The sequence below is a fragment of the Polynucleobacter sp. MG-6-Vaara-E2 genome (assembly GCF_018687695.1).
Classification (GTDB): domain Bacteria; phylum Pseudomonadota; class Gammaproteobacteria; order Burkholderiales; family Burkholderiaceae; genus Polynucleobacter.
Genome location: NZ_CP061303.1, coordinates 1,883,152 through 1,907,800 on the forward strand (window position 1 = coordinate 1,883,152; position 24,649 = coordinate 1,907,800).

Below are 24,649 nucleotides of genomic sequence, written 5' to 3' on the forward strand. Positions count from 1 at the left end.
AATGACTGCCAATTGCATCCTTGAACGCGTTATCGAGACCAGATCAACAAATGATGATTTATTGGAGCGTTGGCGTGCTGGAACACTTATTGATCCTGTGGCTCGTATTGCCTTTAAGCAAACCGCAGGCAAAGGTAGGGCAGGACGAGCTTGGCTGGCAAATCCTAATGACTCCATCTGTTTCTCGATGGCCTTTCCATTCAAGAGAAGCCCTGCACAATTAACTGGTCTTAGCCTATTAGTTGGTTTTGCTGTCATTGAAGGTATCGCACAAGCATGTAATGTTGATCAATCAGAGCTTTATCAAGCTGGTCTCCGTCTGAAATGGCCCAATGATTTACTACTAAATAATGCAAAGCTGGCCGGTATTCTGATTGAAGGAGGCCAAGCAAAAACTGGTGATCCAACCTGGATGATTGTTGGGGTGGGCATCAATTTACGCAACGCTAGCAAAATTGAAAAAAATCTTGGTCAGAACGAACTTAAGGTCAGCTCTTTAGAGCAATTACTTCCAGTCAATATGAGAATGCCTGATGCAGAATTTCTATGGCTTGCATTAATACAATCATTCGAGCGGCATTTTCAAAAATTTGATCAACAAGGATTTTCTGTCTATCAAGATGAATGGCTGAAATGGGACGCCTTTATGAACCAAAAGGTATGTGTATCAGGCGGTAGTCAAGAGCCTTTGTATGGCTTTGATGTAGGTGTTGATATAAACGGTGCACTACTTCTACAACAGCAAGATAAAACGTTGACTATTTATGCTGGTGATGTCTCTCTCAGAGTTCAATCATGAGTTTATATCTATTATTCGATGTCGGAAATACTCGGCTGAAATGGGCTGCTGTTGAGTCCACTCAACATCCCTCAGATCAACAGAAAAAATTATGGGCTTATTCGGGATCAATTAGCAGTAAGTCTTTGCAATCCGCAGAACACCGTGCAGAACTTGCTGATTACATTGCAAAGACTCTACCTAAACCCAGCATCATTGGATTTAGCTGTGTTGCTGGACCTGAAGCCATCAATAATCTAAAGTCAATTTTTCCAAAATGGGCAGATGTGGAATGGAAGCAGTTAAGCGGAGACAGCTCTTTTGCAGGCATCCGTACGCTGTATCAAGAGTCAGCCAAATTAGGAGCAGATCGCTGGGCTGCAGTCATTGCAGCGCGAACATTATCCTTAACAAACTCTTTAATTATTAATGCTGGTACTGCCACAACCATTGACTTACTTGGCTCAAATGGTGTGCACTATGGCGGCTGGATTCTTCCAGGCCTTGAGTTAATGCAAAAGAGCTTGGCCATGAATACTGCGCAGTTACCACTTGCAACTCGAGGTGATGCTCATCAAGGTTTTGGAACTTCGACAAATGACGCAATTATTGGAGGCTGCGATGCCGCGCAAATTGGAGCCATTCAATATGCAATCGATGTTGCAAAAGAAATGAATCAAGCCGTCGAAAGAATTTGGATTGATGGCGGCAATGCCAAAATCTTGGCAGGGGAAATCAGTCAGATCAGCAAACTCAATAAGCTCAAAATTGAAGTGAGTGAAGGCTTGGTGCTACGAGGCTTATGGGCTTGGCTCTTAAAAAATCTATAAGAAAAGAATTTTTTCTGCAGTCTCTTTTAGGAACGAATTTTGCCTAGCAAGCTGGTTGTAGAACGCTCATACAAAAATGGAATCGCAATTGCTTTTCCTCCCCAGCTTTTCACTAGATGTGTTTCAGCCAAGGCATCGATTTCATAATCACCGCCCTTAACGTAAATATCTGGACGAATTTTCTCAATCAGATTAACTGGGGTTTGTTCAGTAAATAAAACCGTCATATCAACACTTTCTAGCGCAGACAATAAAGCCTGACGATCGGCCTCCGAGTTGATGGGCCTATCATCACCTTTCCCTAGCATCCTGACTGAAGCATCTGAATTTACCCCAACGACAAGACTGGCACCTAAAGCGCGAGCTTGCGCTAAATAAGTTGCATGTCCACGATGCAAAATATCGAATACGCCGTTGGTAAACACCAGCGGTCTAGGCAACTGAGAAATTCGAGCCTCTAGTTGCTCAGAAGGGCAGACTTTAGATTCAAAAGAAGGTGGCGGCAGAGAGCTCATAACGCAATATTAATAGTATTGTGGATCGCCCTGCGATATTACCCAGAATGTCTTAGACTTGGGCTCTCATCAGCAGATAAATAAAGAGGCAACATGACCCGCAAGACATACCATAAAGTGCTTGGCCAGCTTTTTACCCTACTCCCCCTCTTATTGGGAACTGGGGTAGTCAATGCCGCCCCAACCTGCAGTCCATTGCTCTCCCACACCTTTTTACGCCTGCAAGACGAGGCACCCCAGAATCTTTGTCAGTATCAGGGCAAGGTCATCCTAGTGGTCAATACAGCAAGCTATTGTGGGTTTACAAGTCAATATGAAGGCTTAGAAAAAATTTATGCCAAATATAAAGATCGGGGCTTTGTTGTTTTGGGCTTCCCCTCCAATGACTTTGGTCAGCAAGAGCCTGGTAGCAATAAAGAAATTGCGGAGTTTTGTAAAAATACCTATGACGTCAAATTCCCAATGTTTGCTAAAAGCGTTGTATCAGGTAGCAATCCCAATCCGCTGTTTAAGATGTTAATTACCAAAACAGGTACAACTCCTAAATGGAATTTTTATAAGTACTTAATCGATCGAAATGGTAATGTGGTTGATTCCTTTGGGAGCGTCACTAAACCGACAAGCAGTAGTATCACCAGTGAAATTGAAAAACTTCTAGAGGAAAAAGCTCAGTGAGCAAAAAAAGAATTGCCATCATTGGCGCCGGGATTTCTGGATTAGGCTGCGCCTATGCATTAAGACAAAACTCTGAAATTGAGCTCACTGTCTACGAGGGTGGGGATCATATTGGTGGTCATAGCAATACTGTGGATTTCACATATGAGCTTGATGGTGAGCGCTTAACGCACGGAGTAGATACGGGCTTTCTGGTCTTTAACCGCAAGACCTACCCAAGACTCGTTAGATTATTTGAAGAAATTCAAGCTCCAGTTGCTCCCTCCGAAATGTCCTTTTCAGTTTCGATTGATGTGTCTGAAAAGAATCCAGCGCATCCAAAGATTGAATGGGCAGGCAACGACATTAATTCTTTTTTTGGGCAACGCTCTAACTTGTTATCGCCTTCTTTTTGGAGAATGGCTTATGACATCCTTCGCTTTAATCGCTTGGCGACCAAGCTAGCTCAGGAACAGATCGCTAGTGGCCATCACTATGCCGAACCCGATGAAACGATCTCTCATTTTTTAGATCGAAATCGCTTTAGTCAAAGCTTTAGAGAAAATTATTTTCTCCCAATGATTGGTGCAATCTGGTCTTGCTCTGTTGAACAAATGCTGGAGTTCCCGATTCAAACAATGGTGCGCTTCTGTCATAACCACGGGCTCCTACAAATCCAGAATCGTCCTCAGTGGCTGACCATCAAAGGCGGCTCACGAGAATATGTCAAACGCATAGTGAGCGCCCTTGAGCAATCCGGTATCAGGATTGAGCGCGAGGCTGCCATTCGCGTAAATACAAACCGAAACGACTCAAATCAAGTGGAAGTTATCACGCCATCCGGCGCATCCATGTTCGATGAAGTAGTAATGGCCTGTCATAGCGACCAAACACTAGATCTAGTTCATGGTATCAATCAGCAAGCCAGAGATATTTTGGCAGCCATTCCCTATCAAAAGAATCGCGCCATTTTGCATACGGACACGCATTTTTTGCCAGAAGAAAAACGTTGTTGGGCCGCTTGGAATTACACTGCCAAATCTGGTGCAAAGCCATCATCCAAGCAACATGTCAGCGTGAACTATTTGATTAATCGCTTACAACCATTGCCAGAAAAATTACAGAACACTCAAATTATTGTGAGCCTCAATCCGTCGACTGAGCCTGATCCTAAACTTGTGCATCAAGAAATTCACTATTCACATCCAGTATTTGACATGGGCGCCATTCAGGCCCAAAAAGAATTGCCATTAATTCAGGGCTCTTCCTCAATCTGGTATTGCGGCGCTTGGACTGGGTTTGGCTTTCATGAGGATGGGCTACGCTCAGGCGAATTAGTGGCTGAGGCTTTAATTGAAAATATTCGATCGCCACTTAGCCAAATCCCAAAGCAAGATGCTCGCTAAATGAACCAACCAAAGATTAACTTTGGAGTAGTAAAGCATCGTCGTCTTCGGCCTGCTCAAAATGTATTTGGCTACGGTGTTTTCACCCTATCTATACCCATGCGATCAAGAAGACATCGTAGCGAACTACTAAGTAGTTGTGGTGTAAATGACAATCGCTCTGGGATTTGTTCTTTTTACGATAAAGATCATGGTCTCGGTGGAACAGATAGCCTTGCTTGGATAGAAAATATTCTCAAAGAAAATGGGCTCCAAAATATTGATGGAGAAATTTGGCTACAGACTTTTCCTAGAGTTTTGGGCTACGTCTTCAATCCCGTGAGCTTTTGGATGTGCACTCGATCTGATGGCAAAGTCCAAGCGGTATTAGCTGAGGTTAATAATACTTTTGGTGAACGCCATTGTTATTTGCTCTACAAGGATTCTAGGGAGCCCATCTTTTCCGGGGAAACACTGATAAGCAAAAAAGTCTTTCATGTGTCGCCTTTTTGCGAAGTACGTGGAGAGTATCAATTCCGCTTTTTATTTGCTCAAGATAGTCAATCTCAACAAAATTCTGTTGCCCGCATTGAGTTGCATGAGGATGGCCAACCCCTCATTAATACCAGCATCAGTGGGACTAGCCGCCCCCTTACTTCCTCAAGTTTACGTCTAGCATTTGTACGCTACCCCCTGATGAGTTTGGGTGTCATTTTCAGAATCCATTGGCAGGCATTGAAATTGTGGCTAAAAGGTGTACCCTTTCATTCAAAACCCAAACCACCTGAATTTGAAATTAGCAGATGAACCGCCCTGGACAATCCCTTCTCTCGCGCTTGAATTTTTCAGCTCCACACGCTGATGGAAAAAATTCAATCAAAAAAGATTTCAAAGTCCAAGCGCTACTTAAAATCTTGTCCCAACTAAGTAGTGGACACCTTAAGTTGACCCTACCAAATGGTGAGCTTAGGGAGTTTGGTAGTCATACAGATTCTTTAAGTGCAGATATTCAGATTCATGATTGGTCCGTCTTCAAACAAGTGATGTCACATGGTGACATTGGCTTCGCTGAGAGCTATATCCGGGGGGAGTGGAATACTTCCGATCTTCAGTCCATCTTAGAACTAGCGATCCGTAATCGTACGATCCTTGAAAAAGCGATTTATGGCAGTAGGTTTGGGTCCATTCTGTACCGCCTCAAGCATTGGCTTCGCGACAACTCAAAATCGGGTAGCCGCAAGAATATTCATGCCCACTATGACTTAGGAAATGCCTTCTACGGCTTGTGGCTTGATCCTACGATGAGCTACTCCAGTGCCTGGTTTTCAGAGGGCGATAAGCAAGATCTTGCCCATGCCCAACGCGCAAAGATCAAGCGGATTCTGGATTCCTTACAAACAAAGCCGGGAGCCCATATCCTAGAGATTGGTTGTGGTTGGGGCGGAGTCATGGAAGAAGCGCTATTAAGCAAAAGATCCGTAACTGGACTTACTCTTTCAACCGAACAAAAATCGTTTGCTGAAAACAGATTGGCAAAAATCCAATCCGAAATCAATACGCCTGCATCTTTTGAGGTGCGCTTACAAGACTATCGCGATTGCCAAGAACAGTTTGAGGGAATTGCCTCTGTTGAGATGTTTGAAGCGGTTGGCGAAAAGCATTGGCCAGAATATTTTCAGACGGTTGCTAAATGCCTTAAAGCTGGCGGCAAAGCGTGCATTCAAACGATTGTGATTGCTGAAGAGCTATTTGAACGCTACCGCCACAATACAGACTTTATTCAGCAATATGTATTCCCTGGAGGTATGCTGCCCTCACGCACCAGCTTTAAGGCAAGCGCAGAAAAAGCAGGCCTGCAGGTAGATGAAGAATTTGCTTTTGGTATGGACTACGCTAAGACGCTTTGTCTATGGCGTGACAGCTTCAATCAAAAGATTCAGGAAGTTCGTCAATTGGGTTTCGACGAAGCCTTTATTCGACTCTGGAACTTCTATCTCATGTATTGTGCAGCAGGTTTTTCTCAGAAAAACATTGATGTTGTGCAATTTACCTTAAGCCATAAAATTTCCGAGGCATCCTCTGATGCTCTTCAAGCATGAAACAAAAAGGTATAGATCATTTTTTTGGTAAACATATTTGGGTCATTGGTGCATCAAGCGGAATTGGTGAAGCCTGCGCAAAATCCCTTATTAATAAAGGCGCCAAGGTTGCGCTTTCAAGCCGAAGAATAGAACGTTTAAATGCAGTAGCCGAACATGCAGCAGTTGATCAGACTCTGGTTATTCCACTTGATGTCACTAACAATGAACAGTTCCAGCAAGCTTATGAGCGCATCCTCAGTACCTGGGGGGCATTAGATTTATTGCTGTTTGTATCCGGGACTTACACACCGCTACGAGCTGACCAATTTGAATTTCAGATGGCAGAGCAAACGATTGAAGCAAATCTCTTGGGGCCCATGAGGGCTGTTGCATTGGTGCTACCGAAGATGCTCAAGGAACATTCTGGTCACATTGCCATCGTTGGTAGCGTTGCTGGTTACAGCGGCCTTCCTAAAGCGCTTGCTTACGGACCTAGCAAAGCTGGCATTATCAATTTTTGCGAAACCCTCTTCTACGATCTATTACCGCAAGGCGTAAGTGTTCACATGATCTCCCCAGGCTTTGTTGCTACTGAAGCCACTGCTCAGAATGATTTTGAGATGCCTGCTTTAATTAGCGCCGAAGAAGCCGCAAGCGAGATCTTGGGTGGAATACAGCGCGGAGAATTTGATATTCACTTTCCGAAGAGATTCTCAAGGTTTTTAAAGTTCTTGAGAATTCTTCCTTATCCCCTGTACTTTTGGATTGTGCGACGCTTCGTCAAAATCTAAGCGGCGCCCATAACAAACTCAGCTGTTGATCTTTACTGCCTGTATTTATCTTTTCGGATCTTTTCTTCAAGATAATCCATCACAGTAATTGCTTTGGCTTTGGTTCCCGCAATAGAAGGTGATGTGACATACTTGCCTTGCATCACAATCGTTGGAACGCCATCAATACGGTAAGCCTCAGTCAATTGTTTGGCAGCCCTTGCCTTGGATACCACTGCGAATGAACGATAGGTTGCCAAGAAGGTATTGCGGTCAATACCTTGGGATGCAACCCAATCGGCGATTTCAGGTTCGGTGAGTAAGCGTTTGTTTTCTTTATGCATGGCATACATCACCTTTTCATTTAAGGCATCGCCTTTACCCATTGCTTCTAAAGCGTAATAAAGCTGGCTGTGGGGTAGGAAATCATCGCGAAAAGCTACTGGCACTCTCCGGAAAGCCACGTCCTTTGGTTGACGCTTCACCCAGGCACTCAGCTCAGGTTCAAAGTCATAGCAATGTGGGCAGCCATACCAAAAGAATTCAATCACCTCAACTTTGCCTTTGGTTTCTACAGGCTGGGAAACAGGCAATACACGGTAGTCAAAACCTTCTTCAATCTTTTGCCCCTGCGCGCTTGCAGTAGCACTCAAAAAAATAAATACGCTTAAAAAAAATATTCTTTTGCTAAATGAAATCATGGTTTTTCTTTAATTACTTGACTTGATAAGAGCGGGCTTAATGCCCATACCACTTAATTTTTCTCGTGCTGGATTGCTTTCTTCAACGCTACTATATGGACCAGATCGAACCCGCCATAAAGTATTTCCATCCACAGACAACTCACTGAGCTGTGTTTGAATTCCTTGAATGGCCAAGCTTGCCTTTTGCGCATCTGCATCAGCCCGTTTTGTAAACGCACCCACTTGCAAATAATAAATTGCATCACCCTTGGTTGTTGTCCCTGCAGCACTCTCTGCCGGTTTTTTACCATTAACTAAATCCCCAATTGGATCAGCAGAGGCTCCACCAGGACTTTTGCCTTGCAATGGCTTATTCAAATCTACTGGCTCTGAAGGAGATGCAACCTCACCCTCTGCAGGAGCAGAAGGCTTAATGGTCATCGGTAAATTCGGGGCACGCACCCCAGGTCTTTCTTGTGGTGTATTTTTGGATAGATAGAAAGCGATTACAAACGCAATACCAAGACCGGCGCCCAAGCCCAGTACAAAACCAAGGATCGTGCCACCATATTGAGTGTTGTTAACAGGAATATTGCTATCTCCCTGTTTTATGAAGCCAGCTTGCTGATTCGGTTTTTTCATTATTTCCTCATCTTACCTATTCACTTCATTCTTTGCCACTACATCTTCACTGGTGCAGAAACTCCTAAAACCCTCAGACCATTTTGCAAAACTTGGCGGGTCGCTGACAAAAGAGCTAGGCGTGCCAATTTCAAGTTTTCATCATCCACTAATACGCGATCAGCGTTATAGAAGGCATGGAAATCACTGGCTAAATCTCGCAAATAAAAAGCGAGCGCGTGTGGAGCTAATTCGGCAGCAGCATCCGTAAGCACCTCAGGGTATTCTGCCAAGCGTCGTAGCAGATGATCAGAAGCCTTGCTTTGTAGCAAAGATAAGTCAGCACCTACTAAGTCTTTAGTATTTCCACCCCATTGTTGCAAAATCGAGCTAATACGTGCATGTGCATATTGCACATAGAACACAGGATTCTCGTCATTTTGCTGAAGCGCTAAATCAATATCGAATACAAATTCAGTATCCGCTTTACGAGAAATCAAGAAAAAGCGCACTGCATCACGACCACGTTGCAAGGCTAATTCTCTTTCTTCTGGCGTCATTTCTGGAGTAACACCACCAGACCACTCAACTAAATCACGAACAGTGACATATGAGCCAGCACGCTTAGAAATTTTGACCTCTTCACCATGACGCATCACAGTGACCATCTTATGTAACACATAATCAGGGTAAGTCTTTGGGATATCCCAGCCACGCTTCTGGGCAACGCCTTGCAAGCCCGAACGAACGCGCGCAATCGTGCCATGATGATCACTGCCTTGAACGTTAATCACTTTTTCAAAACCACGACTCCATTTGCTTGTGTGATACGCCACATCAGGAACAAAGTAAGTGAAACTGCCATCTGACTTACGCATGACACGATCTTTGTCGTCTCCATCATCAGTGGTTCTAAGCCACAGTGCACCCTCAGATTCGTAGGTTTTTCCAATTTCCTGGAGATCTTGAACAATCTGATTCACGCTGCCATCGGTATACAGAGACGACTCTAGGTAATAGCAATCAAACTTAACGCCAAATGTCTTCAAGTCAATATCTTGCTCGTTGCGTAAATAGGCAACGGCAAATTGACGAATCGCCTCTAGATCATCCCGATACTCAGGAGATACTTTAAATGCTGTAGCAATCTCTGCAATGTACTCACCGTTATACGCTTGCTCTGGCCAGTTAAGATCGCCTGGTTTTAAACCGTTCAAACGTGCTTGAACGGATAGAGCAAGATTCGTAATCTGCACTCCGGCATCGTTGTAGTAAAACTCACGATGAACTTTGATGCCTTGAGTTGCCAATAGATTTGCCAAAGCATCGCCAAGTGCTGCTTGTCTGCCGTGACCAACATGCAATGGACCAGTTGGGTTTGCTGAAACAAACTCAATCATGGCGCTTGATACAGGACCGCTCCCCTGCTTGAGCTCGCCAAATTGCGAACCCGATCCTAGAATTTCGCCAATGACAGCAGTCTTAGCCTGATTACTTAAGCGAAAATTAATAAAGCCTGGTCCGGCGATTTCGCAAGAAGCAATTAACTGATCATAGCCAGGCTGCTTTTGTAAACGCTCTACTAAAGCTTGGGCCAACTCCCTTGGATTCAACTTCCACGCCTTCGAAAGCTGCAATGCAATATTGCAGGCGACATCGCCATGGCCAACGGCTTTCGGGCGCTCTAAACGAGGGATAGGTACATCACCCAAGCCACGCTCATGAGCAAGGCTCTGAAGAGCTTGACTCAGCATTTCAATTAAACGATTTTTATTGGTCAGCAACATAGATAAGTGAGTTTATCAGGTGGTAAGCTATCGAAATGATCTATCAATTTCGCTCCAAAGCTGGTCCGGATGTCATTATGTTGGCGGATCTGACTAAACGGATCTTTGATATTTTGGGTCGCCCGCTCGAGCCCAGAGGCATACTCACAGAAGAGCAACTGCCCGCTCTGATTACCGCTCTAGAAACTGCGATTCTTCAGGATCTTGAAGAACGCTCCAAAGCAAAAAATGAGGTGGGCGAGGAAGCTGAAAAGCCTAAGCTAGCAGATCGCCTTGGTCAAAGAGCGTACCCTTTCTTAGAACTGATGAAACAAGCTAACGCCAAAAATGAACCAGTTATGTGGGGCGTTTAATCGACCAGACTGGCTAGTTGGCGGCGAACTTCCTCTATCGTCTGACCTCGACGCTTCGCTAGATCCTCAACCTGATCAGTAGTAATTTTTCCTACATTGAAGTATTGCGCATCTGGATGGGCTAAATAGAAACCACTCACACTAGAAGCTGGGTTCATTGCCATTGACTCAGTCAAAGTCATGCCTATATCTTCGGAACCAATCACTCTCAACAAATCCTGCTTAACCTCGTGCGCTGGGCAAGCAGGGTAACCAGGGGCAGGACGTATCCCACGGTACTCCTCATTAATCATCTGCTCATTTGTCAAAATTTCATCGGTTGCATAACCCCATAAATCAGTCCGAACACGATGGTGCAGCAATTCTGCGAATGCCTCTGCCAAGCGATCGGCTAAAGCTTTCAACATAATTGCACTGTAGTCATCATGCTTTGCCTGAAACTCAGCAACTTTTTTCTCAACACCATGGCCAGTTGTTACAGCAAAACAACCAAGGTAGTCTGCAACATGAGAATCTTTTGGCGCTACATAATCAGCTAGGCATCGATTGGGTCTGCGCACCCCATCTATTACTGGACGCTCAGATTGTTGACGCAAGTTATGCCAAACAAAAAGAGGATGCTCGCGTGCTTCATCGCTATACAAAATAATATCGTCACCAATCGTATTAGCAGGATAAAAAGCCACCACCGCATCAGCTTGTAACCATTGGCCTTTAATCAACTTGTCTAACATTGCCTGAGCATCTGCGTATACCTTACGAGCCTCAATGCCAACAATCTCATCATCCAAGATTGCCGGAAATTTGCCTGCTAAATCCCAAGTTTGGAAGAACGGAGTCCAATCGATATATTTAGAAATATCACCCAGGGCAAAGTTTTTAAATACTCGACGACCAATAAACTTTGGCTTCTCTGGAACATAAGCAGACCAATTAATCATCTCGCGATTCTTGCGAGCCGCCTCTAAAGAAATCGTTGGGGCAGCTTTTTTATTTGCATGTTGCTCACGAATGCGCTCATAGTCATCGCGTAAGTCTTGAATAAATTTCTTAGCGCTTTCATCTGAAAGCAGGCTAGACGCAACCGATACCGAGCGAGATGCATCGGGCACATAGACAACAGGGCCATCGTAATGAGGGGCAATTTTTACGGCGGTATGTACACGTGAAGTTGTTGCCCCGCCAATCATGAGAGGGATTTGACGCTCACGGAAATAATCATCGCGTTGCATTTCTTGGGCAACATAAGTCATCTCTTCAAGCGATGGCGTAATTAACCCAGACAGGCCAACGATGTCGGCATTTTCTTCTTTGGCACGCTTCAGAATTTCCGCGCAAGGAACCATCACGCCCATATTGGCCACTTCAAAGTTATTACATTGCAATACTACAGTCACAATGTTTTTACCAATGTCGTGTACGTCACCCTTAACCGTAGCCATCACAATCTTGCCTTTGGCTTTTGCTTCTCCGCCTGCAGCAATATGTTGACGCTTTTCTTCTTCAATATATGGAATTAGAATCGCAACAGCCTGCTTCATAACGCGAGCGCTCTTCACCACCTGTGGCAAAAACATTTTTCCGGCACCAAATAAATCGCCGACTACATTCATGCCATCCATTAAAGGGCCTTCAATCACCTCGATTGGTCTACCGCCAGCGCCCATAATCTCAGCACGAAGTTCTTCGGTATCTTCTTCAATGAAAGTAGTAATGCCGTGAACCAATGCATGCGTTAAACGCTCGCGCACTACTGCCTCACGCCAAACTAGATTTTCAACTTGTTTAGTACCGTCACCCTTAAATTGATCGGCAATTGCCAATAATCTTTCGGTTGGTGTTTGACCATCTTTTTCTTTAAAACGATTTAGCACTACATCTTCGACGCGCTCCCGTAATTCGGCATCTAAATCAGCGTAGACGCCTAACTGACCGGCATTCACGATACCCATATCCATACCAGCTTGAATAGCGTGATATAGGAATACCGTGTGAATCGCTTCACGCACACGATCGTTGCCACGGAATGAGAAGCTCACATTGGAAACGCCACCGCTAACCTTAGCGCCCGGTAGATTTTCTTTAATCCAACGTGTGGCATTAATAAAATCTACCGCATAGTTATCATGCTCTTCAATGCCTGTTGCAATCGCAAAGATATTGGGATCAAAAATGATGTCTTCTGCAGGAAATCCGATTTCATTAACTAGAATGTTGTAACAACGCTGACAGATTTCTGTCTTACGCTGAAAGGTATCAGCTTGACCTACTTCGTCAAAAGCCATGACAACTGAAGCGGCGCCATAGCGACGAATTAAACGAGCTTGCTTGCGAAAAGGCTCTTCACCTTCTTTTAAAGAAATCGAATTAACAATTGGCTTACCTTGAATACACTTCAAACCGGCCTCAATCACACTCCACTTAGAGGAGTCGATCATGATTGGTACACGGGCAATGTCAGGCTCAGAGGCAATCAGATTTAAGAAGCGCGTCATCGCCGCTTCAGAATCTAACATTGCCTCATCCATATTGATATCAATTACCTGCGCGCCGTTTTCAACTTGCTGGCGCGCCACTGCAAGCGCCTCATCAAATTGATTATTTAAAATCATGCGAGAAAAGGCTTTAGATCCCGTTACGTTAGTGCGCTCACCAATATTGACAAAGCCAACTACTGAAGTAACGTTGAAGGGCTCAAGACCAGAAAGCTTCATCGCAGGCATTACTTTTGTATCTATCTTGCTCATACAGATTCCTCTGTATTTTCGCGATAAAAAGCGCGGGGCTTGCGCTTTGCAACAGCATTAGCAATCGCTCGAATATGATCTGGTGTTGTGCCACAGCAACCGCCAACCAAATTGACCAAGCCATCTTTGGCAAACCCATCTACCAAGCTAGATGTGATGTCAGGAGTCTCATCAAATCCGGTGTCACTCATAGGGTTTGGAAGGCCAGCGTTCGGATAGCAAGATACTGCCGTGTCACAAATGCGTGAAAGCTCTGCAATATAAGGTCGCATCAATGCTGCACCAAGCGCACAGTTCAGGCCAAATGTCAGTGGCTTGATATGACGCAAGCTATTCCAGAATGCTTCAACTGTTTGACCAGACAGAATTCGACCAGAAGCATCAGTCACTGTTCCAGAAATCATGACCGGTAAACGCTCACCTGTATCTTCAAAAAATTCATCAAGCGCAAACAAAGCTGCTTTTGCATTTAGCGTATCGAAAATCGTTTCAACTAAAAATAAATCGACGCCACCCGCAAACAAGCCTTCAATCTGCTCGCGATAAGAAGCACGTAATGCATCAAAAGTTATGTTACGCGCGCCTGGATCATTTACGTCAGGAGAAATACTGGCCGTTTTTGGAGTGGGGCCAATTGCGCCAGCCGCAAAACGAGGCTTATCTGGAGTGCTGTATTTTTCACAAGCAGCTCGAGCAAGTTTTGCAGAAACTTCATTCATCTCGCGAGCCAAACCTGGCATTTTGTAATCCTCTTGAGCTACTGAGGTTGCACCAAAAGTATTGGTCTCAATGATGTCTGCACCCGCATCCAGATATTGTTCATGGATCTTGCTAATTATTTGCGGCTGGGTCAGCACCAGGAGTTCATTATTGCCCTTGAGATCCCCGGGATGATCGGCAAAACGAGTGTTGCCAGGCAATCCACGGTAATCTGCCTCACTTAGCTTGTATTGCTGAATCATGGTTCCCATTGCACCATCCAAAATAAGGATGCGCTGCTTCAGCAAATCAGGAAGCTCCTGACCGCGGGTATAAGGCTGGGATAAACCATTAAATTGCATTGAGTTACCGGGATTAATCTCTAGAATCCCTTATTCTATTGGAAAAGCCACTTTTTATTTACCCCGGAGCCTCTATGTTTGGAACTATTCCAGAATTCAATCAAAGCCTTGAAATGTTTAAAACCATGTGGGGTCAAGGTGCGGCAGGTCAAGCTGGGCAGTTTCCCTTCACTACTGATGCCTCAAAGGCTGGTGGTGGTCTAGGATCAGCTTTTCCTGGCATGGATACCGAAGAACTCGAGAAACGCATCAAAGACCTTAAAAGTGTTGAGAACTGGCTTAATCTCAACCTCAACATTTTGAAGTCAACAATTCAAGGACTTGAAGTTCAACATGCCACCATGATGGCTCTCAAGTCTTTCGGTGATGCCGTTTCTGCGGCAGGTGCCGCAGCTACAGCGCCCAAAGAGGAGACCGCCAATCAAACAAGCAGCGTTAAAGCGAAACCGCGGAAAACCGCAAAACGCCGTCCTCGCAAAGCTGGCGAACCAACTTTCCTCGACGAAGTAGGTAATTCAGATGAGCAATAGCCTCACCCATAGCAAAAGTAAGTTGGTGAATATCTAATTCGCGCCTGAATAAAACCGGCACTATCTCACGTGCAGTTGCCGGTTTTTTACATGCGTTAAGCGTTTCTGCTAAACGCTCATCATGATGCGCATTGAGTTGTGCAATACGAGGCTTCATACCAGTGAATGGTTTGCCATGCGAAGGCAGAACCAATGTTTCATCGGGTAAGGGCAAATACTTTTCAAGAGACTGTAAATATAAGCCAAGGGGATCAGCATCTGGGTCGGCATCATAAACACTGACATTCGTTGAGATACGAGGCAACAACATATCCCCCGAAATCAAAATATCTAGCGCTTTACAAAAGAGAGATGCGTGCTCGGGTGCATGCCCAAAACCCATAATGACTTGCCAAGGATGACCGCCAATCAAAATGGATTCACCATCAAGAATACGGCGATATTGGCGCGGTACTCCAGGCACCATATTGCTATAGTAATTTGATCGTGCCCGAATTTTTTCTAAATCTTCTGGACTGGTTAAGCCATGCTTTTGAAAATGGTCTGCCGAACCCCCGCCACCGGCACGCGCTCCAACCGCAGCGCCGCCTTCTTTGCAACTAAGCCACTGCGCCGTTAAGTAATCAGTCATAGAAATCCATAAGGGCACTTTCCATTTATCGCATAGCCACTGCGATAAGCCGACATGATCTGGATGCATGTGCGTCACGATAACTCTGAGCACAGGCAAGCCTTCAAGCTGGGTTACAAAAATTTGCTCCCAAGAAGCTTTTGTTTCCTCATTGGCAATGCCACAATCCACAATCGTCCAGCCAGAGATTCCATCAATTTCATCGCGTAATAGCCACAGATTGATATGGTCCAAGGCAAATGGGAGGCGCATTCTTAGCCAACGTACGCCGGGCGCTACCTCGATGGTCTCACCAATCTGCGGAAGCCTGTCGCCTAAGGGATAATGAATAGCGGTTTCGTCAGTAGATTGTTTTTGAGTACTCATGTTTTATTTTTCATTCTTCTAATACATTTAGACTTGCTTTGACTAAAGTTCCGTCACCCTGCATCAACTGGTGCGATATTAATCCTGAGACTGGATATTGTCGGGGCTGCTATCGCACGATTACCGAAATTGCCGACTGGTCAGAACTATCAAACACTGACAAGCTTAAAGTTTGGTCGCAATTGCAGGCTCGCAAACCTCAAGCTACCCCATAAATAAAGTTTTGCTGGTCTTATTTATTAACGTCAACAATCAAACGACCACGCACATTACCCGCCATTAATTCTTTTGCATACTTTAGTGATTCTTCTAAGGTAATTTCATGAGAAATTTCATCGAGCGTTTTTAGATCAACTAATTTACTGAGTTGTTCATAAGCGGCAATCCGTTTTTCACGTGGCACAGTGACACTGTTAACACCATACAAGGTCACGCCACGCAAAATAAATGGCGCAACACTGGATGGGAAGTCCATGCCCTGTGCAAGACCACAAGCCGCTACTGCACCATTACTCTTTGTCTGGGCACAGGCATTTGCCAAGGTATGACTACCAACGCTATCTAATACGGCAGCCCAACGTTCTTTCGCCAAAGGCTTGCCTGGCTCAGATAAGGTAGCACGATCAATAATTTCAGTAGCGCCTAATTTTTTCAAATAGTCTGCTTCAGCCATTCGGCCAGTACTAGCAACTACCGTGAAACCCAACTTACTTAACAAGTGAACCGCGAAACTCCCTACGCCACCCGCTGCACCAGTTACCAGCACCTCACCATCGCTTGGCTTAAGTCCATGCTTTTGCAAAGCCATGACGCACAGCATGGCGGTATAGCCTGCGGTACCGATTGCTAGGGCCTGTTTGGCTGAAAACCCTTTTGGCAGCGGAATGAGCCAATCAGCCTTTACGCGCGCTTGTTGCGCCAATCCACCCCAATGTCCCTCACCGACCCCCCAGCCGTTCAGAAGAACCATGTCGCCAGCCTTAAAGTCGGCACTAGAGCTTTCAATTACTTCACCAGCAAAATCAATGCCAGGAACCATTGGAAAGCTACGCACCACAGGACTTTTGCCGGTAATAGCCAGGCCATCCTTGTAATTTAAGGTTGAATACAGAACCTTGACCCGAACATCACCCTCAGGGAGCTGAGCCTCATCCGCTTGGCCTAGCTCAGCGCGATAACCCTGGTCATCTTTATTGATCAATATTGCTTTAAACATGTCTCTTCCTTTTCAAACGAGGCAAATCCCCACAGCTTTTGCGTAATAGGTTTATCCTAACGAGCATTATTGATTATGGAGGCTTCCATGAAAAAAATTCTACTATTAACCGCGATTTCTGGCTCACTGCTCTCAGGCTGCTATTCCACTGAAATAAACATGTCTATGGGCAATATGCGCCTCATTAGTTCAAGTGCCAATCCACAAGATGTGATGGACTTTGCAACTAAGACCTGTAAAAACGATTTCTATGAAGGTGCAAGCTTTTTATCCAAGGCAGGTAAGGAATATCGCTTTAAGTGTGTAAAAGCTGAAGAAAACGAAGTATTAATTCCTATTCCAGGAACTACGATCGAACCAACAGCCAAAGCAGAGAAAAAGTAAATATCTGATGGCCCCATTTACCTCACAAGATCTTCGCAAAGGATTTGCCTCTTTCGCGACCGGGGTCACAGTAATTACTTGTATTGATGAGGATCAAAAGCCTCACGGTATTACGATTAGCTCGTTTAATACAGTCTCCTTAGAGCCCCCGCTTATTCTGTGGAGCCTCAAGAAACACTCTCGCCTGATGCCATGGGTAGAGGTTGGCAAAAAGCATCTTATTCACGTGCTTGAGCGCAAGCAAGAAGCGCTAGCGATGCACTTTGCCACCGTAAAGGTAGATCAATTTAATGATGTTGATCACAAGATCGCGGCCAGCGGTCTTACGCAGATTGATCATTGTGTCGCCTACTATGAATGCGAAACAGTTTCTGTTCATGTTGGCGGAGATCACAATATCATCGTTGCTAAAGTGATCAATCTCAAAAATCATCCTGAAAAAGAGCCTCTTATTTTTGCCCGTAGCAAATTCGTTGGCCTCGATTTCTCAGAAATACAATCTCACTAAAACCAATCAACACTCGTAAGGAAATGCCAAGATGCGTTTATGGGGTCGTAAAAGTTCCATCAATGTTCAAAAAGTATTATGGTGTCTTGCGGAACTGGGTCTGAAAGAAGGTGTAGATTTTGAACGTATTGATGCGGGCCTCCAATTTGGCATTGTTCGCTCACCAGAGTTTTTAAAACTCAACCCCAATGGACTTGTTCCAACCCTGGAGGATGGTGATCTTACTCTGTGGGAATCTAATACCATCATGCGTTACCTGGTATCGCAGCACGACAAAAATCTTCGATTTCCACAAGATGTGAAATCTCGGTATGGCTCAGAAAAGTGGATGGACTGGCAAGTGGGTACTCTTTGGCCAGCGCTAAGACCCACCTTTATAGGACTTACTAGAGTTCCAGAAGCAGAACGTGATTATGTTGGTATTCAAAAAGCTTATCAAGATACCAACCAATTATTTAGCTCGCTCGATCACACGCTGGGATCATATGCTTATTGCTCAGGAGAGCAATTTCAGATTGGGGATATTGTGCTGTCCTTGTGTGTACATCGCTGGATATTGCTGAATGAGTTCTTCCCAAGAGAAACTGGGGCACGCGCCGATCTAAAAAATATTGATCGCTGGCTAAAGCAGCTAAAAACCGATACGCATTTTCAAGAGTTCGCGGAAAAAGAACTCAACATTATTAGCAAGTGATATTGAGCGCACCCAAATCGTACAACTACTCTTCTTTAGTTACGCTTGCTTAAATTTCCTCTGATGGTGATCTGCCCCCATTAAAAGATACATTGCAGGCACAACAAATAGAGTAAATAAAGTACCGATTGATAAGCCAGTAAAGATCACTATACCCATTGACTGCCGACCTGCAGCACCCGCACCAGAGGCGATCACGAGAGGCACTACACCGAGGACCATCGCAGCCGTAGTCATCAAAATAGGTCTTAAGCGAACGCTACTTGCTTCCACAATTGCATCCAATTTACTGCGACCTGCCTCTTGAAGTTCATTTGCAAATTCCACGATCAAAATACCGTGCTTACTAATTAAGCCCATTAGCGTAACCAAACCAACTTGGGTATACACATTTAAGGTGGTGAAGCCAAGATTAATAAAGATGAGTGCGCCAAAAAGCGCTAGCGGCACTGATACCAAAATCACAATTGGGTCACGGAAACTTTCAAATTGGGCTGCCAAAACCAAGAACACAATCAAAATTGCAAAGAACATAGTAACTAAGAATCCACCCGACTCCGCCATAAATTGGCGCGATGGCCCGGCGTAGTCCATTGAATAACCATTGGGGGCCACCTCTTTTAATGTTTGGCGCATGTACTCCAACAAATCCGCTTGCGAAATAAATGGGGTACTAACACCCGAGATCGTTGCTGAATTCAATTGCTGAAAATGGTTAATTGACTGCGGAACAACTTTTTGTTTAATACTTGCGATTGTGCGAGCCTGGATCATGGCGCCACTAGGCGTACGAATATAGTAGTCCAAAATTTGATCAGGATTTAATCGATCAACCTGCTTTACTTGTGGAATCACTTTATAGGAACGGCCCGCAACAGAGAAATAATTCACATAGCCACCGCCTAATGCAGCAGATAAGGCAGCACCAACTTGCTGCTGAGTCATTCCTAAGGCAGCGACCTTCTCACGATCAATTACCAATACGTCTTGTGGCTTATCGATTTTTAAGTCAGAGTCCACAAAAAAGAAATTGCCACTACGCCGGGCTTTATCTAAGACAGCTTGCGATACTTCATTCAATTGCTCATAAGACTCTGTGGTATTAATAACAACCTGTACTGGCAAACCTTGAGCACCCGGTAAAGCAGGAAACTGAAAGGCAGCGACCCGCGCACCCGCGATCGTATTCCACTTCTGCTGCATATCCTCTTGGAATTTTGTAGCATTGCGACTACGTTCACCCCAATCCTTGAGCAAAATACCACCAAAGCTCGATGTTGGACTGGTAATTTGAAACGCTTGTTCATATTCTGGTTCAGCTGCTGCAATTGCATAGATCTGATCTGCGTAAGTCTGCATTTGATTCACCGTACTATTCGGTGGGCCAGATGCTTGCATCAGTACAATCCCCTGATCTTCAGTAGGCGCTAGCTCTGCGCGAGCCGTTGCATATAAATAGGCAACTCCGCCCAACAATATGACACCCATGACGATGATGACTTGCCAGGTGCTTAATAAGTCACGCAACGAAGTTTGATAGCTGTGATGCACCCTATCAAAAACTTGATCAATCTTTTGCACAAAAGAGGAGGCTTCTTGCTCTTCTGTATAAATTCGAGAGCACATCATTGGAGAGAGAGTTAAAGCAATCAAACCCGAGACAGCAACTGCACTTGCTAAAGTAAAAGCAAATTCAGTAAATAAGGCTCCCGTTAAGCCACCCTGAAAGCCAATGGGAATATATACAGCAATTAATACAACTGTCATCGCCAAAATTGGACCGCCTAACTCGCGTGCGGCAATGAGAGACGCCTCCAAGGGCGACTTGCCCTCTTTCATATGCCTATCTACGTTCTCAACTACGATGATGGCATCATCCACTACCAACCCAATTGCAAGCACAAGAGCAAGCAGAGTTAGCAAGTTAATTGAGTAACCCAGCATCTGCATCAAGAAGAATGTGCCAATCAATGACAATGGCATTGCAATCACTGGTACAGCAACAGCACGGACACTACCTAAAAACAGATAAATCACCAACGTTACGATCACCAAGGCTTCTAGCAAAGTAGATACAACTTCGTCAATAGAGCTAGTAATAAATTCAGTAGAGTCATAGACAATCTTGCCGTTCATGCCGATTGGTAACTGTTTTTGAATATCAGGGACAACATCTCTGACACGCTGCGCTACATCCAAAAGATTAGCCTGAGGAGCAACCTTAATGCCGATAAAGACGGATTGCTTACCGCTAAATGCGACATTTGTGTTGTAGTCCTCAGAGCCTAAAGAGACATTGGCAACTTGATCTAAATAAACAATATTCACGCCATCTTTTTTGACAACCAGCTTACGAAATTCATCCAACGTATGTAGATCGGTGCCTGCGACCAAGTCCACAGAAACCATATCTCCCTTAGTACTCCCGACTGCTGACAAATAATTATTAGCAGACATTGCACTATAGACATCGTCTGCGCCAACTCCTAGCCCAGCCATTTTTTCGCGATCCAACCAAGCGCGAAGGGCAAACTTTCTACCGCCAATTATTTCAGCATTCTGAACGCCCTCAACGGAGTCTAGTTTTGGTTTAACGACACGTAATAAATAATCTGTAATGGCATTGTTAGGTAACTGATCGCTATAAAAACCCATATACATAGCAGCAGTAGACTGCCCCACCTGAACCGTTAAAACTGGTTGCTGAGCTTGTGGTGGTAATTGATTTTTAACTGCACTGATTTGTGTTTGAATCTGGGTTAGCGCCGCGTTGGAGTCATAGTTCAACTTCAATGTAGCGATGATGGTTGAAACTCCACTTACACTGGTAGAAGAAAGATAATCAATTCCCTGTGCTTGTGCGACAGAGGCTTCTAGTGGCTGAGTAATAAAGCCTGCAATCGTCTCAGGATCAGCACCATAGTAAGCAGTGGTAATTGTGACAATCGCATTTTGTGTTTGAGGATATTGATTAACAGGTAGAGAACCAATAGCCTTTAAACCAAATACCAGCACCAGTGCACTGACGACCAATGAAAGTACTGGTCTACGAATAAATATATCAGTCCAATTCATCTTCTACCTATTCCTGTGGATTAGGATTAGGTGAATTTGCTGGCTGCACCTTATTGTTAATAATTAACGGGGTACCATTCTTCAGTTTTAGTTGCCCGCTCGTAACAACCGTATCACCTTCATTAATGCCCTTGAGAATTGCCACTTGATCGCCGCGAGTGCTACCAGTAGTCACAAATACTTGCTGAGCCTCAAGTGCGGGCTTACCTTGTTTGTTTTTCTTGCCAGTATCCTTAGCAATAAAGACTGTTGAACCATATGGGTTGTAGGTCACCGCCGTCTGAGGCAAGGTTAATAACTTCACTTGATCACCCAACTTGATGTTCACATTTGCAAACATACCCGGCAATACTTTCTTATCGGGATTAGCAATCTGTGCCTCAATTTGAATATTGCGGGTATTTGTATCAACCTTGGGGCTTACTGCAGTAATTTTCCCCCTAAAGCTGGCATCTTTAAACGCATCTGTAGTCACCTCGACATCTTGCCCAACTTGAATCTGCTCTGCATTACTTTGCGGCAAATTAAAATCCACAAAAATCGGATCTAAAGTTTGTAAGGTTAATAATTTATCGCCCGGATTAACAAACTGTCCTGGGTTAATGGAAACAATCCCAACGCGTCCACTAAACGGTGCCCTCAGATTTTTTTTAGCAACCAATGCAGTTTGTGCCTCTACCTGGGCTTGTTTAGACATTGCATCAGCTTTGCTGGTATCAAACACATTCTTGCTGATCGCCTGGATTACAAGCTGTTGTTTATCGCGCTCGTTAATCACTTTGGCAAGATCTGCCATCGCCTTTAAAGAGTTAAGCTGGGCAACATCAGATGCATCATTAAGCTTGATCAGTAGCTCACCCTCTTTTACGTCTTGGCCAGACTTCACTGGTACAGCTTGCACCAAACCACCAATCTCGGTACTGAGATCAACCCCTCTATAGGCACGAACATTACCAACGCTTGTTAATTTAGGCTGCCATTCTGAAGTAGCAACCACCATCGTAGAGACAGTCGCTGGAGGCAATCCCATGCCAGAGATGAAATGCTTAATCATGAAGGTCTTAAATTGATTAAAAGCAAAAATCAAACCTAGCAATAAGAAAACCCCGCACAACATAATCGTCATGCGTCGCTGAAGCGGCTCCATTGCCATCAACTTAGCATGTGCTTTTGTTCCGCGCCATTTAGCCCCCATGCGAGCATAGAAAGCTTTAGCTTTTTCCCAAAGTGCAAGGACTTTTTCGCGCAATTTCCATTGCTCGGCCTTCAATTTTGCCCAAGCCCACAAGGCAATCATGGCAGCAATCAGCTTACTTTTAATTGTTTCCAGAAGTTTCATTTTGGTCTTTGTTCGCTATAGCTTTTGGTTTAAACGCGGGGCCTTCACGGTTCCACCAGCCGCCGCCTAGTGCAGCAAATAATGCTGCTGTATCAGAGAATCGTGTTGCTTGAGCTGCAACCGATTTCACTTTTGCCTGTTGATACTGATTTTGGTAATAAAGCACTGCTAAATAACTTGCTGTACCCAATTTATATTGTTGTTGAACGAGATTCAAGGTTTCATAGGCGTAACGCTCTGCATCAGATGCCGCCCTGAGTGCTTGAGCGCCTGTCTCAAGCGCACGCAATGCATTTGCCACCTCTTGAAAGGCATTCAATACAGTCGCTTGATATTGAAAGGCTGCTAACTCGTAGTTAGCTATTGCTCCACGTCGCTGAGCCAGTAACTGCCCACCCTGAAATAGGGGCTGCAAAATGCCTCCGCCAATGGCCCATAAGGATGAGTTAGGTCCAAACAAAGCGGCAGAGGTAAGAGCAGCCGATCCAATTGATCCAGTGATATTAAATTGCGGGAGTAAGTTCGCTGTTGCGACCCCAACAAAAGCATTCTGCGCCTTCAGTTGCGCCTCTGCAGCTCGTACATCCGGACGTTGACGCACCAAACTTGAGGGCACAGAAAGTGGAAGCTTTTCCGGAAGATGAAGCTTACTAAGATCAAACTCAGTAATATCTGCATTACTGGGTAACTCACCAACTAATACTGCTAACTGGTTACGTGCAAATGCCAAATTTCTCTCATAGTTAAACAAGTCAACCTGTGAATTCGAAACTAAAGTGCGTTGGGATGTCACATCCACTTTTGATACAGTACCGATGACCAATTGTTTTTCAGTCACTTCCGCTAAATTTGTTTGAGCTTTCAAAATTTCTTCAGTTGCTTGCATTTGTGCACGCAAGGCAGCCTCTTTAACTGCACTAGTTACTACGTTAGCAGTTAAAGAGAGATAAGCGCCCTCCAATTGAAATTGAGCAACTTCTGCTTGCGCGCGAGCGCCCTCAACAGCCCGACGTGCCCCACCAAACACATCAAGCTTATAGGCCACGTTTACAGAAGTGTTATAGAGATTGTATGTATCGGAGCCATATGGCAGACCATAAATTGCAGCAGGCTGAAGTTGGCGCGTAGCGGCACCCCCAAAACCTACAGCGGGGAAATATTGACCGCCAACTTGAGCATTCACATTCTCTTGGGCGGCACGCAAGGCAGCATCAGCAGCACCTAAATTTGGGTTTTGTTCTAAGGCTTTTTTAATTAAGGCATCAAGCTCAGGGGATTTGTAGAGTTCCCACCATTGCGCCTCAATATCTGCCCCCTCAACGAACTCCTGATCAGTACCACCAGGAACACCAGGAGCAGTGGCTAATTTTTTAGATAAGGGGCTCTCGGTATAGGTAGAAGTCTTGGGCGCCTCTGGCTGCTTAAAATCGGGTCCCACCGCGCATGCAGAAAGTGTGCCCATGCAAATAAGCGCGAGGATGTGCGAGCGCGAGAGGACTGGTACTTTAGAGGGGAACATGAATTGCAACGAATATCCTTTTACAAAGGATATTTGAACACAAAAATACTATCAGGGCTTCGTAAAGCCCTGATTTATCTATCTAAATTTGTCAACAAATGGGAATAAAAGTCAATCCCAAG

Annotated in this window: 24 protein-coding genes; 13 read left to right on the plus strand and 11 right to left on the minus strand. The window is 44.7% G+C overall.

Translation table 11 applies throughout. The annotated features are described in order from the left end of the window. Nucleotide 1 precedes the first annotated feature (1 nt). Together ICV38_RS09745 and ICV38_RS09750 are read left to right on the plus strand one after the other, a co-directional pair. Nucleotides 2-799, plus strand: a complete 798-nt coding sequence (locus ICV38_RS09745) for a biotin--[acetyl-CoA-carboxylase] ligase (RefSeq protein ID WP_215381006.1) — start codon at nucleotides 2-4, stop codon at nucleotides 797-799. Continuing rightward, nucleotides 796-1,608, plus strand: a complete 813-nt coding sequence (locus tag ICV38_RS09750; protein ID WP_215381009.1) for a type III pantothenate kinase — start codon at nucleotides 796-798, stop codon at nucleotides 1,606-1,608. The genes ICV38_RS09745 and ICV38_RS09750 overlap by 4 nt, the downstream gene beginning before the upstream one ends. Nucleotides 1,609-1,634: 26 nt before the next feature. Here the strand turns inward: ICV38_RS09750 and rfaE2 are convergent, their stop codons facing one another. Continuing rightward, nucleotides 1,635-2,123 carry a D-glycero-beta-D-manno-heptose 1-phosphate adenylyltransferase gene (gene rfaE2 / locus ICV38_RS09755; protein ID WP_215381012.1) on the minus strand — a complete coding sequence of 163 codons (489 nt, stop codon included), beginning with the start codon at nucleotides 2,121-2,123 and terminating at the stop codon, nucleotides 1,635-1,637. Between the two features lie 93 nt (nucleotides 2,124-2,216). On the opposite strand from rfaE2, the gene ICV38_RS09760 reads away from it, so the two are divergent. The 5 genes from ICV38_RS09760 to ICV38_RS09780 are packed head-to-tail and all read left to right on the plus strand — an operon-like array spanning nucleotide 2,217 to nucleotide 7,034. Beyond that, nucleotides 2,217-2,798, plus strand: a complete 582-nt coding sequence (locus ICV38_RS09760; RefSeq protein WP_251368148.1) for a glutathione peroxidase — start codon at nucleotides 2,217-2,219, stop codon at nucleotides 2,796-2,798. Further along, complete coding sequence (locus ICV38_RS09765) at nucleotides 2,795-4,183, plus strand: NAD(P)/FAD-dependent oxidoreductase (protein ID WP_215381036.1); 1,389 nt, start codon at nucleotides 2,795-2,797, stop codon at nucleotides 4,181-4,183. Before ICV38_RS09760 ends, ICV38_RS09765 begins: the two co-directional genes overlap by 4 nt. Continuing rightward, nucleotides 4,184-4,969, plus strand: a complete 786-nt coding sequence (locus tag ICV38_RS09770; RefSeq protein WP_215381039.1) for a DUF1365 domain-containing protein — start codon at nucleotides 4,184-4,186, stop codon at nucleotides 4,967-4,969. Then, nucleotides 4,966-6,261: a cyclopropane-fatty-acyl-phospholipid synthase family protein gene (locus ICV38_RS09775; protein WP_215381074.1), complete on the plus strand. Its 1,296-nt coding sequence runs from the start codon at nucleotides 4,966-4,968 to the stop codon at nucleotides 6,259-6,261. The genes ICV38_RS09770 and ICV38_RS09775 overlap by 4 nt, the downstream gene beginning before the upstream one ends. Further along, nucleotides 6,258-7,034, plus strand: a complete 777-nt coding sequence (locus ICV38_RS09780) for an SDR family oxidoreductase (RefSeq protein WP_215381083.1) — start codon at nucleotides 6,258-6,260, stop codon at nucleotides 7,032-7,034. Before ICV38_RS09775 ends, ICV38_RS09780 begins: the two co-directional genes overlap by 4 nt. 32 nt (nucleotides 7,035-7,066) lie before the next feature. Here ICV38_RS09780 and ICV38_RS09785 read toward each other — a convergent pair whose 3' ends face one another. The 3 genes from ICV38_RS09785 to argS are packed head-to-tail and all read right to left on the minus strand — an operon-like array spanning nucleotide 7,067 to nucleotide 10,104. After that, nucleotides 7,067-7,714 (minus strand): thiol:disulfide interchange protein DsbA/DsbL, encoded by a 648-nt coding sequence (locus tag ICV38_RS09785; protein ID WP_215381086.1) that lies wholly within the window; start codon nucleotides 7,712-7,714, stop codon nucleotides 7,067-7,069. Between the two features lie 9 nt (nucleotides 7,715-7,723). Beyond that, the gene (locus tag ICV38_RS09790; RefSeq protein WP_215381089.1) at nucleotides 7,724-8,338 is read right to left on the minus strand and encodes an SPOR domain-containing protein; all 615 of its coding nucleotides are present in this window, start codon (nucleotides 8,336-8,338) and stop codon (nucleotides 7,724-7,726) included. 38 nt (nucleotides 8,339-8,376) lie between these two features. Beyond that, the gene (gene argS / locus ICV38_RS09795; protein WP_215381094.1) at nucleotides 8,377-10,104 is read right to left on the minus strand and encodes an arginine--tRNA ligase; all 1,728 of its coding nucleotides are present in this window, start codon (nucleotides 10,102-10,104) and stop codon (nucleotides 8,377-8,379) included. A 35-nt stretch (nucleotides 10,105-10,139) separates the two neighbouring features. Between argS and ICV38_RS09800 the strand changes: the two genes are divergently transcribed. Further along, nucleotides 10,140-10,457, plus strand: coding sequence for a DUF1840 domain-containing protein (locus tag ICV38_RS09800; RefSeq protein ID WP_215381105.1), 318 nt, complete (start codon nucleotides 10,140-10,142; stop codon nucleotides 10,455-10,457). Here ICV38_RS09800 and metH read toward each other — a convergent pair. Both metH and ICV38_RS09810 read right to left on the minus strand, forming a co-directional pair. Then, nucleotides 10,454-13,204 (minus strand): methionine synthase, encoded by a 2,751-nt coding sequence (gene metH, locus ICV38_RS09805; RefSeq protein ID WP_215381108.1) that lies wholly within the window; start codon nucleotides 13,202-13,204, stop codon nucleotides 10,454-10,456. The genes ICV38_RS09800 and metH overlap by 4 nt on opposite strands. Continuing rightward, nucleotides 13,201-14,265: a homocysteine S-methyltransferase family protein gene (locus ICV38_RS09810; protein WP_215381120.1), complete on the minus strand. Its 1,065-nt coding sequence runs from the start codon at nucleotides 14,263-14,265 to the stop codon at nucleotides 13,201-13,203. Before ICV38_RS09810 ends, metH begins: the two co-directional genes overlap by 4 nt. A 74-nt stretch (nucleotides 14,266-14,339) precedes the next feature. Here ICV38_RS09810 and ICV38_RS09815 point away from each other — a divergent pair, with 74 nt between their 5' ends. Next, nucleotides 14,340-14,795, plus strand: a complete 456-nt coding sequence (locus tag ICV38_RS09815) for a PhaM family polyhydroxyalkanoate granule multifunctional regulatory protein (RefSeq protein WP_215381123.1) — start codon at nucleotides 14,340-14,342, stop codon at nucleotides 14,793-14,795. On the opposite strand, the gene ICV38_RS09820 is transcribed toward ICV38_RS09815, so the two are convergent. Then, the gene (locus ICV38_RS09820) at nucleotides 14,701-15,792 is read right to left on the minus strand and encodes an MBL fold metallo-hydrolase (RefSeq protein WP_215381135.1); all 1,092 of its coding nucleotides are present in this window, start codon (nucleotides 15,790-15,792) and stop codon (nucleotides 14,701-14,703) included. The genes ICV38_RS09815 and ICV38_RS09820 overlap by 95 nt on opposite strands. Nucleotides 15,793-15,830: 38 nt before the next feature. On the opposite strand from ICV38_RS09820, the gene ICV38_RS09825 reads away from it, so the two are divergent. After that, a complete protein-coding gene (locus tag ICV38_RS09825; protein ID WP_215381159.1) occupies nucleotides 15,831-16,007 on the plus strand; it encodes a DUF1289 domain-containing protein in 177 nt (58 codons plus the stop codon). 17 nt (nucleotides 16,008-16,024) lie between these two features. Here ICV38_RS09825 and ICV38_RS09830 read toward each other — a convergent pair whose 3' ends face one another. Then, nucleotides 16,025-17,008 (minus strand): MDR family oxidoreductase, encoded by a 984-nt coding sequence (locus ICV38_RS09830; RefSeq protein ID WP_215381173.1) that lies wholly within the window; start codon nucleotides 17,006-17,008, stop codon nucleotides 16,025-16,027. An 87-nt stretch (nucleotides 17,009-17,095) separates the two neighbouring features. On the opposite strand from ICV38_RS09830, the gene ICV38_RS09835 reads away from it, so the two are divergent. Genes ICV38_RS09835 through ICV38_RS09845 form a run of 3 tightly spaced genes read left to right on the plus strand, consistent with a single transcriptional unit; the run spans nucleotide 17,096 to nucleotide 18,594 of the window. Next, nucleotides 17,096-17,392, plus strand: coding sequence for a hypothetical protein (locus ICV38_RS09835; RefSeq protein ID WP_215381185.1), 297 nt, complete (start codon nucleotides 17,096-17,098; stop codon nucleotides 17,390-17,392). Nucleotides 17,393-17,399: 7 nt separating this feature from the next. Then, nucleotides 17,400-17,900: a flavin reductase family protein gene (locus ICV38_RS09840; RefSeq protein ID WP_215381188.1), complete on the plus strand. Its 501-nt coding sequence runs from the start codon at nucleotides 17,400-17,402 to the stop codon at nucleotides 17,898-17,900. A gap of 31 nt (nucleotides 17,901-17,931) precedes the next feature. Next, a complete protein-coding gene (locus tag ICV38_RS09845) occupies nucleotides 17,932-18,594 on the plus strand; it encodes a glutathione S-transferase family protein (RefSeq protein ID WP_215381203.1) in 663 nt (220 codons plus the stop codon). Nucleotides 18,595-18,633: 39 nt separating this feature from the next. On the opposite strand, the gene ICV38_RS09850 is transcribed toward ICV38_RS09845, so the two are convergent. From ICV38_RS09850 to ICV38_RS09860, 3 genes are all read right to left on the minus strand, one after another. Further along, nucleotides 18,634-21,669, minus strand: a complete 3,036-nt coding sequence (locus ICV38_RS09850) for an efflux RND transporter permease subunit (protein WP_215381206.1) — start codon at nucleotides 21,667-21,669, stop codon at nucleotides 18,634-18,636. 7 nt (nucleotides 21,670-21,676) lie between these two features. Further along, nucleotides 21,677-22,816, minus strand: a complete 1,140-nt coding sequence (locus ICV38_RS09855) for an efflux RND transporter periplasmic adaptor subunit (RefSeq protein WP_215382872.1) — start codon at nucleotides 22,814-22,816, stop codon at nucleotides 21,677-21,679. 169 nt (nucleotides 22,817-22,985) lie between these two features. After that, complete coding sequence (locus tag ICV38_RS09860; RefSeq protein WP_215381217.1) at nucleotides 22,986-24,527, minus strand: efflux transporter outer membrane subunit; 1,542 nt, start codon at nucleotides 24,525-24,527, stop codon at nucleotides 22,986-22,988. Nucleotides 24,528-24,649: the final 122 nt, after the last annotated feature.

Coding starts and splice junctions, on each gene's coding strand:
- ICV38_RS09815 (WP_215381123.1), top strand. CDS start 14,340: ATGTTTGGAACTATTCCAGAATTCAATCAAAGCCTTGAAATGTTTAAA.
- metH (WP_215381108.1), bottom strand. CDS start 13,204: ATGAGCAAGATAGATACAAAAGTAATGCCTGCGATGAAGCTTTCTGGT.
- ICV38_RS09810 (WP_215381120.1), bottom strand. CDS start 14,265: ATGCAATTTAATGGTTTATCCCAGCCTTATACCCGCGGTCAGGAGCTT.
- ICV38_RS09860 (WP_215381217.1), bottom strand. CDS start 24,527: ATGTTCCCCTCTAAAGTACCAGTCCTCTCGCGCTCGCACATCCTCGCG.
- argS (WP_215381094.1), bottom strand. CDS start 10,104: ATGTTGCTGACCAATAAAAATCGTTTAATTGAAATGCTGAGTCAAGCT.
- ICV38_RS09760 (WP_251368148.1), top strand. CDS start 2,217: ATGACCCGCAAGACATACCATAAAGTGCTTGGCCAGCTTTTTACCCTA.
- ICV38_RS09820 (WP_215381135.1), bottom strand. CDS start 15,792: ATGAGTACTCAAAAACAATCTACTGACGAAACCGCTATTCATTATCCC.
- ICV38_RS09780 (WP_215381083.1), top strand. CDS start 6,258: ATGAAACAAAAAGGTATAGATCATTTTTTTGGTAAACATATTTGGGTC.
- ICV38_RS09800 (WP_215381105.1), top strand. CDS start 10,140: ATGATCTATCAATTTCGCTCCAAAGCTGGTCCGGATGTCATTATGTTG.
- ICV38_RS09785 (WP_215381086.1), bottom strand. CDS start 7,714: ATGATTTCATTTAGCAAAAGAATATTTTTTTTAAGCGTATTTATTTTT.
- rfaE2 (WP_215381012.1), bottom strand. CDS start 2,123: ATGAGCTCTCTGCCGCCACCTTCTTTTGAATCTAAAGTCTGCCCTTCT.
- ICV38_RS09830 (WP_215381173.1), bottom strand. CDS start 17,008: ATGTTTAAAGCAATATTGATCAATAAAGATGACCAGGGTTATCGCGCT.
- ICV38_RS09835 (WP_215381185.1), top strand. CDS start 17,096: ATGAAAAAAATTCTACTATTAACCGCGATTTCTGGCTCACTGCTCTCA.
- ICV38_RS09775 (WP_215381074.1), top strand. CDS start 4,966: ATGAACCGCCCTGGACAATCCCTTCTCTCGCGCTTGAATTTTTCAGCT.
- ICV38_RS09845 (WP_215381203.1), top strand. CDS start 17,932: ATGCGTTTATGGGGTCGTAAAAGTTCCATCAATGTTCAAAAAGTATTA.
- ICV38_RS09840 (WP_215381188.1), top strand. CDS start 17,400: ATGGCCCCATTTACCTCACAAGATCTTCGCAAAGGATTTGCCTCTTTC.
- ICV38_RS09850 (WP_215381206.1), bottom strand. CDS start 21,669: ATGAATTGGACTGATATATTTATTCGTAGACCAGTACTTTCATTGGTC.
- ICV38_RS09770 (WP_215381039.1), top strand. CDS start 4,184: ATGAACCAACCAAAGATTAACTTTGGAGTAGTAAAGCATCGTCGTCTT.
- ICV38_RS09745 (WP_215381006.1), top strand. CDS start 2: ATGACTGCCAATTGCATCCTTGAACGCGTTATCGAGACCAGATCAACA.
- ICV38_RS09790 (WP_215381089.1), bottom strand. CDS start 8,338: ATGAAAAAACCGAATCAGCAAGCTGGCTTCATAAAACAGGGAGATAGC.
- ICV38_RS09750 (WP_215381009.1), top strand. CDS start 796: ATGAGTTTATATCTATTATTCGATGTCGGAAATACTCGGCTGAAATGG.
- ICV38_RS09855 (WP_215382872.1), bottom strand. CDS start 22,816: ATGGAGCCGCTTCAGCGACGCATGACGATTATGTTGTGCGGGGTTTTC.